This is a genomic window from Corynebacterium segmentosum (genome assembly GCF_900637825.1).
GTDB classification, from domain to species: Bacteria; Actinomycetota; Actinomycetes; order Mycobacteriales; family Mycobacteriaceae; genus Corynebacterium; species Corynebacterium accolens.
The window spans coordinates 1,201,972-1,214,957 of sequence record NZ_LR134408.1; the positions used below are offsets into that span (position 1 = coordinate 1,201,972).

General features: G+C 55.5%; 12 protein-coding genes. 6 read left to right on the top strand and 6 right to left on the bottom strand.

The window, feature by feature from the left end:
- Positions 1-51 precede the first annotated feature (51 nt).
- The 5 genes from odhI to EL217_RS11340 all read left to right on the top strand — a co-directional run bounded on the left by odhI (position 52) and on the right by EL217_RS11340 (position 3,435).
- The gene (gene odhI / locus EL217_RS05780) at positions 52-486 is read left to right on the top strand and encodes an oxoglutarate dehydrogenase inhibitor Odhl (RefSeq protein ID WP_023017531.1); all 435 of its coding nucleotides are present in this window, start codon (positions 52-54) and stop codon (positions 484-486) included.
- Positions 487-586: 100 nt separating this feature from the next.
- Entirely contained in the window at positions 587-1,333 is a 747-nt protein-coding gene (locus tag EL217_RS05785; protein ID WP_126319004.1) for a MerR family transcriptional regulator, read from the top strand.
- Between the two features lie 38 nt (positions 1,334-1,371).
- On the top strand, positions 1,372-1,965 hold the full coding sequence (locus tag EL217_RS05790) for a bifunctional nuclease family protein (protein ID WP_126319007.1): 594 nt from the start codon (positions 1,372-1,374) through the stop codon (positions 1,963-1,965).
- A 146-nt stretch (positions 1,966-2,111) separates the two neighbouring features.
- On the top strand, positions 2,112-2,675 hold the full coding sequence (locus tag EL217_RS05795) for a MerR family transcriptional regulator (protein WP_005282882.1): 564 nt from the start codon (positions 2,112-2,114) through the stop codon (positions 2,673-2,675).
- Positions 2,676-2,871: 196 nt separating this feature from the next.
- The gene (locus tag EL217_RS11340) at positions 2,872-3,435 is read left to right on the top strand and encodes a DUF2283 domain-containing protein (RefSeq protein ID WP_023017528.1); all 564 of its coding nucleotides are present in this window, start codon (positions 2,872-2,874) and stop codon (positions 3,433-3,435) included.
- A 566-nt stretch (positions 3,436-4,001) separates the two neighbouring features.
- Here EL217_RS11340 and EL217_RS05810 read toward each other — a convergent pair.
- The 5 genes from EL217_RS05810 to EL217_RS05835 form a co-directional block, all read right to left on the bottom strand.
- Entirely contained in the window at positions 4,002-5,324 is a 1,323-nt protein-coding gene (locus EL217_RS05810) for a hypothetical protein (protein ID WP_126319009.1), read from the bottom strand.
- Positions 5,317-5,994 (bottom strand): ABC transporter ATP-binding protein, encoded by a 678-nt coding sequence (locus EL217_RS05815; protein ID WP_084519553.1) that lies wholly within the window; start codon positions 5,992-5,994, stop codon positions 5,317-5,319. The genes EL217_RS05810 and EL217_RS05815 overlap by 8 nt, the downstream gene beginning before the upstream one ends.
- A 604-nt stretch (positions 5,995-6,598) precedes the next feature.
- Entirely contained in the window at positions 6,599-7,438 is an 840-nt protein-coding gene (locus EL217_RS05825; protein WP_126319011.1) for a vWA domain-containing protein, read from the bottom strand.
- Between the two features lie 49 nt (positions 7,439-7,487).
- Positions 7,488-8,300 carry a 3-methyladenine DNA glycosylase gene (locus EL217_RS05830; RefSeq protein WP_420026260.1) on the bottom strand — a complete coding sequence of 271 codons (813 nt, stop codon included), beginning with the start codon at positions 8,298-8,300 and terminating at the stop codon, positions 7,488-7,490.
- Positions 8,301-8,367: 67 nt separating this feature from the next.
- On the bottom strand, positions 8,368-9,675 hold the full coding sequence (locus tag EL217_RS05835; RefSeq protein WP_126319015.1) for a DEAD/DEAH box helicase: 1,308 nt from the start codon (positions 9,673-9,675) through the stop codon (positions 8,368-8,370).
- Between the two features lie 227 nt (positions 9,676-9,902).
- On the opposite strand from EL217_RS05835, the gene EL217_RS05840 reads away from it, so the two are divergent.
- On the top strand, positions 9,903-11,432 hold the full coding sequence (locus tag EL217_RS05840) for an SLC13 family permease (RefSeq protein WP_023017520.1): 1,530 nt from the start codon (positions 9,903-9,905) through the stop codon (positions 11,430-11,432).
- 63 nt (positions 11,433-11,495) lie between these two features.
- On the opposite strand, the gene gndA is transcribed toward EL217_RS05840, so the two are convergent.
- On the bottom strand, positions 11,496-12,947 hold the full coding sequence (gene gndA / locus EL217_RS05845; RefSeq protein WP_126319018.1) for an NADP-dependent phosphogluconate dehydrogenase: 1,452 nt from the start codon (positions 12,945-12,947) through the stop codon (positions 11,496-11,498).
- Between the last annotated feature and the right edge of the window lie 39 nt (positions 12,948-12,986).

Consider the following 12,986-nt stretch of genomic DNA (forward strand, 5'->3'; position numbering starts at 1 on the left):
GAGTCGCTATTATTGGTATAAGTAACTCAAAACTAATCCCCGGAGGTAACAATGAGCGAGAACACCGGAACCCCGGAACCACAGGTGGAGACCACCTCTGTATTCCGCGCTGACCTGCTCAAGGAAATGGAAAATGGCACCAAGGGAACCGATACCTCTGCGGTAGGTACGGAAAACTTGGAAGATGGCCAGGCGTTGCTCGTCGTCAAGCGCGGCTCCAACGCCGGTGCCCGCTTCTTGCTTGACCAGGACACCACCACGGCGGGGCGCCACCCGGAGGCAGATATCTTCCTGGATGATGTCACCGTTTCCCGCCGCCACGCTGAATTCCGCAAGAATGATGAAGGCCAATTCGAGGTTGTAGACGTGGGATCCTTGAACGGCACCTACGTCAACCGCGAGCCGCGCAATTCGCAGGCGCTCGAGGTTGGAGATGAGATTCAAATCGGTAAATTCCGCCTCGTATTCATCACCAAGCAGGACTAAAACTGCAGCAGACAAACCGTTTTGCCGTCCTTGGTTAAAGCGGTTTAGTCTCCTTTTTATATCCAACGACTACTGAGACACTTTTAAAGAGATAGACACAGTGAGCGCAGCAGAATCCGCGGCGGCATCAGCTCGCCGCAAGAGCCCGAACACGAAGAAGGCTAAGACCATGTCCATTGGCGTGGTCTTAGAAACGCTGAATCAGCAATTCCCTGATGTCACTGTGTCTAAAATCCGCTTCCTCGAATCAGAGGGGCTGATTTCTCCCCAGCGCACTGCCTCCGGCTACCGCCGGTTCACGCAGGAAGACGTGGATAGGCTGCGCTATATCTTGACCACACAGCGGGATAACTACACCCCGCTCAAGGTCATTCGCGAGCAGCTGGAAGCAATGGATTCCGGCCAGGTCACCGCCATTGTTTCTGCTGGCAATGCGGAGACCTTGCTGTCCCCGCAGCAGTTCAAAGCACCCGCGGTAACGCGCCTGACCGATGCCGAGGTAGCAGAGCAGGCGGGGGCATCGGAGGCGGATATTGCCTCTTTTATCAAGGACAAGCTGATTAAGCCGGATGCCGCAGGATTTTTCAATACCGATGACGTGGCCATTGCCTCTGCCACAGTTGCACTGCAGGCTTTTGGCTTTAGCTCTAGCCAGCTGAAGTCCCTGCGCAATAGCGCCCGCCGCCAGGCGGATTTAATCTCCCAAGTCGCAGCCCCCGTAGCGCACTCGAATTCCGATACCGCACACCAGCAGGCAGAAGAACTATCCCAGCAGATGACGGCGCTAGTGGTTTCCTTGCATGCCACCTTGGTAAAGACGGATTTGCGCCACGAATTTAACGCCTAACTCACCATGGCTGCCTCCCGTGTGGGAGAGTGGTAGCTATGAGTGATGTAACCCTTGAATTTCACGGCATTCACCAGCTTGGGCCAGAAGACGATGTCTGCGCACTGCTGCGGTGGCCCGAAGAAGATCGCCTCATTCCCGTCTGGCTCTCAGCCGTAGACGGAATCCACTTGGCCGCCGTTTTTGCTGACCAGCGCCCGAACCGCCCCACGACCCACGATCTTCTGTGCGAGGTCTTGGAGGCTGCAGGTGGCGTCGAGGCCATCGAGATTGTCAACCACCATCAAGGCACCTTCATGGTGGATATTCAGACCGCGCAAGGTGAAGTTTTTGATGCGCGTGTAAGCGATGCCTTGGCGGTAGCCGAGTACTTTAAGGTGCCCATCGTTGCCGAATCTGCGCTCTTGGCGCAGGTATCCGTCTTCGCCAGCGAGGACGACATCAAGGAATACTTCGACCTCGAGCTTCCTACCCCCACGCAGGACTGGGAAGATAGCGATGCCTCCTCTGCCGAGGAAAGTACTTCTGCATCTGGAAACGCGCAGGCCGATGCCGATTTCGAAGAGATGATGCGCAGCCTTGGCATGGATGAATCCGATTTCCACACGGGGGAAGAAGACGAAAAAAATTAATGACACGCGTGTGACTAATGGTGACAATGTGGTTTTTAAAGTCTAAAGTTGTACTCGAAGGTTAAGCAAGCACCGCTTGACGAGGGTGTGCGCTTGGCATTTAATTGATCTTTAGAGCTTCCAACAAACCCCATTGGAGTAATTACGTGAGCATCACCGAGGACACCCAGTCCGAGTCCCAGTACGTCCAAGAATCCCTCTTTGATGTGGGACCGGACGAAGAAGTGGGGTACCGCGTGCCCATCGCTTGCCAGGTTGCTGGCATCACCTACCGCCAGTTGGACTACTGGGCACGCACCAACCTGGTCAACCCCTCCATTCGCACCGCCCGCGGCTCGGGCTCGCAGCGCCTATATTCTTTTAAGGACGTCTTGGTCCTCAAGATTGTCAAGCGCTTGCTCGATACCGGAATCTCCCTGCAGAACATCCGCTTGGCCGTGGAATCGCTGCACGACCGCGGTGTCAATGACTTGGCGGAACTCACCCTCGTCTCTGATGGCACCACCGTGTACGAGTGCCGCTCCAATGATGAGGTCATTGACCTTCTCGCCGGCGGCCAGGGCGTCTTTGGCATCGCAGTGCCGGGAATCTTGAAGGAACTGTCCGGCACGATTACGTCCTTCCCCGCAGAGCGCATCGAGGAATTGCCCGATGACAACGTGGTTGGCTTGGATGAGCTCGCCGCTCGCCGCAATCGCAAGAGCTCCTAAGTCCTCTTAATAGGTTCTCCCTCCAGACCCCAGCTCACGGGGGTGGAGGGAGTTTTTATACCAAGGCTTGGCTCCTAGATTCTAGGGGTCGCTGCAACGATGATGGTTACTTTGGTTTGTTGCTACGTAATCACGCTGTGGACGATAAAGGGAAAGTCCTCCCTACCTAATAAGGAACTTGAATCATTAGGTTTAGATGAATACTCGACCTCGCCCAGCGGTGCTTCTAGTGCAGTCACTAATGAAGGCGGGGGAGCTTTCCGATCTCTTAGGTACTCTTGATGCGCCTTGGGCTATAGATACGACAGGGGCCTCAGTTCATACATGGTATGAAATTCGTCAAAGCACGATAGTTCAACATATTTCACCAAATTCTTCAACGCAATTTCCCGTAGTAGTAGATCCTTTTTGGATCCCATTCTTGGGAATCATTGGTGGAAATCTCCCGCGTCATGCGTTGACCCAGATGGCTAGGCGGAAGATCAATAAAGAGCTAGTTGAGCACGTTATAAAACAGGCAGAACAAGCAAGGGTAATTATGAATTTTGATTATGACCCAGAAGCTGATGCAGCCTATCTAGCTATAGCGCAGCCAGGCACCCTCTCTGAACGGCAGATATCAGCAATAACTATAGAAGAAATGGAAGGAGAAATAGAGATAGATATCGACGAAAATGGAAAAGTTATTGGTATCGAGTTCGTGAATGCCTCCTTGATTCTTCCGTCAGCCTTCCTAAATAAAGCAAACCGGATATCATAGGCATCATCTAAAGGGGCGCCGCCGAGATAGAATATCTTCTCCTGCGCAGGTTTCTGCAAAAATAGGTCCCAGACCCCATCATCACGTGTAAAAGACGTCCATAACAGGCTAGCCCAGTTCACAGGATCACCTCGTGATCATGTCCACGGCTTTGATTTATCCGAATTGCTGATCCGTACTCAGATGAGCACTCGATGACTTGCAACGTAATGATGTATTCACACTAAACGTCCTTGGCTGTAGCTCCTCCGCAAACGCAAACTCCTCCAGGCCTGCAGGGCTTGCGATTTGTTTTGAGCCGCGTATATCTCCTTCAACGCTTGACACGCGTCCTTGTGATCCACATGGAACCCATCCTGGTTCGCCAGCTCAGCACAGGCATGAGCCAAAACGATGCCCCTTCATTGATTTGGATTCATATGCCAAGCACACGGCTTGTGGCCGTTCGTGTCTACCCTGACAGTCAGTTAGGTAGCCTTGTTGATAGCTGAAGTGTCCCAGATTTTCCCATCTACTCAAACGGAACAAAACCTGGGACTTCACTTAAGCGAGAGATTCCTTTTAAGCTATTTCCTCGATGCCAAAGTGGTTTGAGTCTCTTTGCCCTTTACACCAGAGAATCCCAGATACAAAAGTGGCACAAAAATCATAACGAGAATATACACAGATATTAGTGGTTGCCAATATAACTCACTCAACATCTCAATCAAACTGATATTCCAGACGAACATCATGAGTAGTCCTAGAAAAAACACGCCAACAAGCACTAATACCTGCGAAGAAAAAACTATTGAAGCAAGTGTGAGAAGTAATGCGAAATGGTATTCACGACTCATAATCCCTAGCTTGAGGAATTTATGGAGGCTACGGTTGAGCAATTGGCTAAGTATGAGACTTGCGGAGATAATCGCTAGTAGCGTAAAGGCTAGAGGCACGGCCATGAGCACCCAGAAGTCCCACTGCGCAATGCCGCCTTCTCCCATGGCGCGGGCTTGCATACCAGATGCGCTGAAAAGTAATGCAGGGATGCTTGCAATGAGGAACAGGAATAACGAGATACCTGAAAAACGTGACCGGTATTCAGAAGTCACAGATTTACTCAAAATGGGGCTGGGACGGTACGAGGATAACCTTGAAACGAGTGTCGTAAGGTTGAGTGCAATACGCGGAGCTGCCTGGGGAACAAGAGTAGAACCAACAAGCAGTATCCCTACCGTGAAAAGAATTCCACCTTGTTGTCCGTTTTCATAGACTATTCCGAATATAATTAATGCGGTCCCGCCTAAAGCGAAAATCCCCGGCAAGAGCCAGCGTTTGATGGATCGTAAAGTTCTGAAGCTATTGTTCACCCTCGTCACTAAATTCGTACTCAGAAACAATACCGAGATAGTTAGTGGAATGAAGAGGCTGATTATTGCGAGAACAATGCCGAAAAAAGTAGGAACGCCAAATGCACTGACACTGATTAATGGAGCTCCGTTATCATCAGGAAGCCATTCTAACAGTGCAGAAAATGGTAAATAAAGCACGACTGTGAGGAGTAAGGCGCCGACGATCGGCTTCCACATTTGCCCAAGCATTATGCGGATAAAGTGACGCCGACCTAGTCCAAAGCGTATAAGCGTTATGGATTGCTCGCGAAGGAGTAAAGACCCGAGAACTGCAAGCGGAATGTTCATGGCGATGGCGACAAATGTTGCCCAAAAGAGCATATTGCCACCAATAAACTTGAATTGGTCATCCGGAAACTCATCAATCAATCGCGACCAAACTGACCCTAGAACAAGAACAAAGCTGGTGGTTATTCCGAGGGCTAGTGCAAGGACAAAGAAATATATTTTGGCCTCGCCGACGATCGACGTCCCAATTTTTTGCAAATTCTTATTCATGGTTTGCATCGTCCTTTTCCATAGTGATTACAGAATCAACGAAGCTTTCGACGACTGGATCGTGTGACACCATGAGAACACCCGTTCCCTCGTGCACCGCATCGTCAATGACACGGAATAAGCTGTCCCTCGAGTCGCTATCTAACGCACTGCTCGGCTCGTCAAGTAGAAGTAATTTAGGTTGTCGTATGAGTCCACCAGTGATCATGACTCTCTGTAATTGACCCTTTGAAAGTTCATTCAGCATCTGGTTTACAGTGTGTTCTACACCTAACGATTCAAGAATTCCGACATAGAATGCTGAATTCACTTCTTTCTTACAAATTTGTAGATTGAATTCTAAATATTCTTTTACCGTAAGGCCTGGGAAAGCTACTAATTCTTGGCCAACGTAGGAAATATCGCTTCGGAGTAATTTCTGGCGGGTCGATACTGAGGTCTTAGATATGTTGAACTCGTTAAGTAGCACTACGTTTCCTTCATGGAGGGGGTGCAAGCCTACGATTGCGTTCAGAAATGTGGTCTTGCCGCATCCAGAAGGACCTGACAATAATGCCTTTTGCCCGCGAGTAAGCTCAAAATCTAGTGGCAACGCTAGAGGGGAGCTATGCCTTGGGGTCGCCTTAACAGTAACTGCTTGAACTTCGAGTACGGGGCTAACGGTTCTCATGGAAGTGTCTTTCTAATAGAGCAAGGAAGGAAATAATCAGGGGGTTGTAGCTGAAATTGTCTGATAGCCTCCGAAATGAGGGGTGGACAAGATACATGGGTCCTGATCCCCGGAAAGTGGACACGTAGGTGGTTAATTATGCAATTTTAGCCAGTGTAGCTGAAATCTCGGCAAAAACATCAGGAGCCACAAGATTGCACTAGGAGTGTCGTCTGCGCTTGTTGTAGCGCATGCACCAACGGCAGACTGAAAGGTCCCAGGTTTTGTTCCGTTTGAGTAGATGGGAAAACCTGGAATATGCCAAGAAGATTTGACTAGGATGCCAAGAACCGTGCGGTCCGTCTCGTGGAAGATTGCATCTTGGCGGAAAATATGTCGATGCGCCCCGCGTGCCAGGCAATAGCCCCAAAGCTGGGGGTTTCATGGAACACGGCGGGTCCTTGGTTTCTAGTGGTCGTGGAAACACCTGACATGGGTTGGGTGATTGTGTGGAGTCGAAATGGGATCCGAGTTCTGGGGTAGTGGCGCGGTTTGCGGCGTTGGTTCGGGCTGGTAGTTCAATCCGGGCGGCTGCTGGAGTGGGGTTTGTTTACCAGAGTCCCCGTTAAACCCCAGCGGCTTTATCCATTGCCGCATTAAGATCCTCCTGCGTGCCCGCATCGACGCTGGTGAAGTTGTCTGCTCCGTGTTTTAGCTGTTCATCGACTGCCCCTGGGCCGACGTGAACAACGGATAGCTCTACGTTGTCTGACTTCGCGCCGTCAAGGGCGGCGGCAAATTGGGCTTCGTCCATGTCGAGCTCGGTGCCGGTAGTAACGAGGACGACGCGCGCCTTCTGGTTGGTGCCCGCGGCTTGATCCGCTGCGGTATTCAGTGCGGCTATTGTGGCGCTGCGCGATTGCGGCACGCCACCGGTGCCAAATGCTGCGAGCGTCTCCGGCACCGCAGCGCCGTTGCCGAATCCAAGATTATCCCGGTAACCCACCGTGGCGGCTTCCGAAATGGACGACGAATAGTTCCACAAGGCAACCTGGCTATTGTTGTGGCTCAGCTTTCCCGCGGTGCCAGATAGCGCTTGTTGCGTTGCATCAAACATTGCCGTCATATTCGCGGAAGTATCAACGAGCAGGAGCGTATTGGGCGCCATTTCCACGGTGGAGGAGGAAGCTGGGGAAGAAGAATCTTTGCCTTCTTGGGCGCCGTCCGCCGTGGAAGGCTTCGATGCATCTGCGTCCGTCGTGGCAGGAGTGGAAGAGGAGACTGCGGTACTGCTTTCCACAGCAGATTCGGATGCGGTCTCGGCGGCAGTAGTCTCGCTCGAGTCATCCCCGCCGCGCAACAGAAAAATCACTAGTGCAATGACAGCAAGGATCGCGATGATGGCGACCGCGACAACCCAGCCGGCTAGTGTGAATTTATTTTCCCCGTTTGAGTGCCGTGCCATGTAGTGCCTTTCTCCGAAGTCTCCCGAGCCAGCGCATGATGCGTTTAATCTAGTGTAACTGGGAGTAAGCCGTTTCCATTACTGCGACAAGCCGCTCGCGCAGCGGTTGGGCTCGCTCCGCAAGGCCCCGCTGGCGGTTGACGTATGCCGCCTTTCCCTCTGGTGTTTCAATCGGCACCACCCCAAGGCCCCAGTCGCGGCAGTCGTACGGGGAAGCTTCCATATCAAGGATGCGGGCATCGATAGCCAGATCCAGGCAATCGAGGAAGAGATCACCTGGGACCAAGGGCCCCAGCTTCCATGCCCATTTATAAAGATCCATGCTCACGTGCACGCAGCCTGCCTGGTCGTTGGCTGGTTGATCCTCGCGGTGGAGCACCGTCAGATTGAGCGGGCGCGCCGGCGGAGTAAAGAAACGGAAGGCATCATAATGCGAGCACTTGAGGGAGTGAGTATCCACGACGCGGTTGGTCCCTTCGGCGCCTAAGCGCAGCGGGAGATCGTGGCGCGGGGAATCGGTGTGGTAGACCATCGCCCATTCATGCAGGCCAAAGCAATCAAAGTGCACCGGGTTGGTGGCAGAGCGCCGCAGCAGATCCAGAATATAGTCAACGGAGCTGCCGCGGCGTTGCATGTAGGATTCCACGTCCACGGTGACGCCGTCCGCAGTCTCGCGGTAATCGCGCCAGCTAGCCTGGGGCGCGTCGCCCTCGAGCGCCGTGCCGATGCCTGGGTGCCAACGCTTCAGATGCGATGGGCGCACCGGGTAATACTCAAAGAGGAAATCAAACACCGGGTGATAGCTGCCCGGATGGCGAAACCGCTCCAGGCGGTCCGTTGCCCGCCGCTCGTGCTCATCCATGCGGGCGGTCCAGTCAGCGGTAGATAAAACCTGCACGGGCCTATCCTCCTTTCTATTGCGCCAGCGCTTAACGACGCCGCCCCTTACCCCTCCTGGCACCACCAACCGGTTTCTTCTGCTGGCGTGGGGGTTGTTTCTTTTGTTGCTGGCCCGAGCCGTGCGAACCGTCTTGGCCCGGCGGTGGAAGGGCCGGTCCGTGCGGTTTGCGGGCACCGGTGACCGTGCGCAGCTCGGGAGCGCCGGCCGGGTTATCGCGGTGGGAAATATCGTGTTCGGTTGCGTCCACACCGGCCTTTTTGATGAGCGCAGCTACTTCTGAGCGCTGTTCATCGGTGACCAGGGTAACCACCGTGCCTGTTGCGCCGCCGCGCGCCGTTCGTCCGGCGCGGTGCAGGTAGGCCTTGTGTTCTGCCGGTGGATCCACGTGGACGACGAGGGAGACGTCTGCGATATCGATGCCGCGTGCTGCGATATCGGTGGCAACGAGGACGGGAATGGAGCCATCGGCAAAGCCGGAAATGGCGCGGGTGCGCGCGCCTTGGCCCTTATCCCCGTGGAGTGGATAGGCGTTGATGCCGACGCGCCTTAGCTTTTTCACCTGCCTATCCACGCCGTGCTTGGTTCGCATGAACATAATGGTCTTGCCCGCGCGTGCGGCGATGCGCATAACCACCTCGTTGCGGGCGGGGCGATCGCCGACGAAAAACAGGTGGTGCGACATCGATTCCACCGCCGCGGTCACCGGTGCGGTGGAATGGACTACGGGATCGTGCAGGAATTGCTCGACCAGCTTATTGACGTCCCCGTCGAGGGTCGCCGAAAACAGCAACCGCTGACCGGTGGGCGGGGTGTAGTTTAAGAGCTTGCGCACTTGGGGAAGAAACCCCATATCGGCCATCTGGTCCGCCTCGTCCAAAGTGGTGATCTGCACCTTGTCAAAGGACAACTTGCCTTGGGCGATGAGATCCTGGGCGCGACCAGGTGTAGCGACCAAGAGATCCACTGGGCGCGCCAAAGACCGGATGTGGTGGTTGATATTGACGCCGCCAACCACCGCGAGGACGCGCAGCCCTAATGCGGCGGCGGGCTCATCGAGGCGTTGTTGGATCTGCGTCGCCAACTCGCGGGTGGGGGCTAGGACAACCGCGCGGGGGTGGCCCGGGGTCGAGACACCCGAGCCAGCCAGCCGGGCTAGCGTGGGAAGCCCGAAGGTAAAGGTCTTTCCGGATCCGGTAGGCCCGCGGCCGAGTACGTCCTTGCCCGCAAGTACATCCGGGATGGCTGCGGCTTGGATGGGAAATGCTTCCGTGATTCCTTGGTCGTTCAAAACGTGAACCACGCGCTGAGGTAAGCCGAGTTCGGCAAAAGTAGTCATCGTTGGGCAATTCTAACTGGTGGGTGCGCAAAATTCCGCATCGGCCAGCGCACGATTGGGCACCGTCTTTATGAGTGAGAAATGCCATAGCAAAAATAGGGCTCTACTTTAGGTATTTCACTGGTTATTACCTAACGTGGAAGGTGGTGCTGGGAAGCACACACGATTTATTCCTCCACTCACCGGCCCATCCCAGGGCCACAACGAACTGTTAAGGAGTCGTCTCCATGGCTCAAGCACAAGCATCCACAGCCAGTTCTTCTTCCCACTCCTCGCCGCAGGAATCTACAGAACCCACGAAAAAGGAGAAATTTCACCTTGATGCCGTGTGGTTCGCGCTGGCCTTCCTGGCCCTAGCGGCCGTCTTACTTATCCCGATCCCGGGACTCGACTGGCCCGCTAAAGTGGCCCTAGGCATGCTGGCCTTCGCGGTAATCATGTGGGTGACCGAGGCCGTGAGCTATCCGGTGAGCGCACTGTTGATCGTCGGCCTTATCTCCCTACTTTTGGGGCTCGGGCCGGATCCAGAATCCGATGGTATCTATGGCACCTCTAATGCCCTCAAGGTCGCGATGGCAGGATTTTCCTCGTCTGCGGTAGCGCTCGTGGCCGCGGCGCTGATCTTGGCCGGAGCGATGCAGGCTACGGGCCTGCACAAGCGGATTGCGCTGTACGTGCTGAAGATCGCGGGGGAGAAGACCTCCCACATCGTTATCGGCGCCATCGCGATCGCCATCATCTTGGCCTTCTTCGTTCCCTCTGCCACCGCGCGTGCGGGCGCCGTGGTGCCTATCTTGCTCGGTATGGTAGCCGCCTTCGGCTTGTCCTATGAGTCGAAGCTGGGCGCCCTACTCGTCATTACCGCAGCGCAGGCCGTATCGATCTGGAACGTGGGCATTAAAACCGCCGCCGCCCAAAACCTCGTGGCGGTGGGATTTATTGAGGATCAAATGGGGCAGTCGGTCTCCTGGGGGCAGTGGTTTATTTGGGCCGCGCCCTGGTCCATCCTGATGTCCGTTGCGTTGTACTTCATCATGCGCGCCGTCATCAAACCGGAAACGGAGCGCATTGAGGGAGGAAAGGAGCTCATCGCCAAGCAGCTAGAGGACCTTGGGCCCACCTCACCGGAAGAGAAAAGGCTTATTGGTTTTTCCCTCCTCCTGCTCTTTTTCTGGGCCACGGAGGGACTGCTGCACCCGATTAGCTCGGCCGTCATTACCGCGGTGGCCGTCGCCTTGATGCTGCTGCCCAAGATCGGCGTATTTACCTGGCCAGAGGCGCAGAAGTCCGTGAGCTGGGGAACCCTCATCGTCTTTGCCATTGGTATTTCCCTCGGCTCCTTCCTGCTGGATACTGGCGCTGCCACGTGGCTATCAGAAAAGACCTTCGGATTGATGGGGCTGGATTCGCTGCCGATTCTGGCAACGATTGCGCTGGTATCGCTATTTAATATCCTCATCCACTTGGGCTTTGCCTCAGCGACGTCGCTGGCCTCCGCACTCATCCCGGTCTTTATTGCCTTGGCCTCCACGCTGGATGTGCCCAACGGCGGCATCGGCTTCGTGGTCATCCAACAGTTCGTCATCTGCTTCGGATTCTTGCTGCCTGTCTCGGCGCCGCAGAACATGCTGGCCTATGGCACCGGTGCCTTTAGCACCAAGCAATTCCTGCGCTCCGGTATCCCGCTGACCATTGTCGGGTACCTGCTCATCCTGCTACTGTCTGCCACCTACTGGTCGTGGCTGGGCTTGGTCTAAATCCAGAGACGAAAAAGGGGAGGGCCTGCACCGTGCAGGTCCTCCCCTTTTTATTTGCAGTACTTAGTCCGTCTGCGTCAGGCTGCGGTCGCCGGACCACTCGACGTGGAAGGTGCCCGGCTTATCGGTGCGCTTAAAGGTGTGCGCCCCAAAGAAGTCGCGCTGGCCCTGGATCAGGGCGGCGGGCAGGCGCGTGGCGCGCAGGCTGTCGTAGTAGGACAGCGAAGAGGCAAAGACCGGGGCGGGCAGGCCCATCTGGGTTGCCGCGACGACGACGCGGCGCCACGGTTCGATGAGGTCTTCCAGCTCGCCCTTGAAGTAGGGATCAAGGATCAGGGCGGGCAGCTCTGGGTTGTTATCAAATGCCTCGCGGATGCGGTCCAAGAACTTAGCGCGGATGATGCAGCCGCCGCGCCAGATGGTGGCTAGGTCACGCGGATCGACATCCCAACCGAATTCGGCGGAACCGGCCTTGATCTCATCGAAGCCCTGGGAGTAGGCGATGAGCTTGGCTGCGTAAAGGGCCCGGCGAACGTCTTCGATGAAGGCATCCTTATCGATGTCGAAGTCCGTGTCCGTGCCTGCCGGAAGCTGGCCCTCCTGCGCGGCGGCGCGCTGCTGGCTCGAAGAAGACAGTGCGCGGGCAAAGACGGACTCGACAATGCCGGTAATCGGCACGCCCAATTCGAGGCCGTTGATGGCGGTCCAGCGGCCGGTGCCTTTCTGGCCGGCGGCGTCCAAGATGACATCGACAAGCGGGGCGCCCGTATCCGGGTCCTTTTGTGCGAGAACCTCAGCGGTGATCTCAATGAGGTAAGAGTCCAAGTCGCCGGAGTTCCATTCCTTGAAAATCTCCGCGATCTCGCCCGGCTCCATGCCCGCGCCGTAGCGCAGCAACTGGTAGGCCTCACCGATGACCTGCATATCGGCGTACTCGATGCCGTTGTGGACCATTTTGACGAAGTGGCCGGCGCCATCTGGGCCGATGTGGGTCACGCACGGGGTACCGTCCACCTCGGCGGCGATGGACTCTAGGATGGGGCCCAAGGTCTCCCAGGACTCAGCAGGCCCACCGGGCATGATGGATGGGCCATTCAGGGCGCCTTCCTCGCCGCCGGAAATGCCAGCGCCGACGAAGTGCTTGCCGCGCTCGGCCACTTCCTTTTCGCGGCGAATGGTATCCGTAAACAGCGCATTGCCGCCATCGATGATGATGTCGCCGTCATCCATGGCATCGGCAAGCTGATCGATGACCGCATCGGTGGCCTTGCCTGCCTGCACCATGATGATGGCCTTGCGGGGGCGCTCCAGGGAAGCGACGAAATCCGCGATGGACTCGGAAGGAATAAAGTTTCCTTCGTTACCGTGGGCCTCAATGAGGGCGCGGGTCTTTTCCGGGCTGCGATTATAGACGGCGACGGTATTGCCATTGCGGGCAAAGTTGCGGGCGAGGTTGGAGCCCATTACCGCCAAGCCGACAACACCAATGTGCGCAAGTTCGTTCTTTTCAGTCATGGTGCCTATCCTACGTCACCGCCGCGCTTTCGCCGCGCT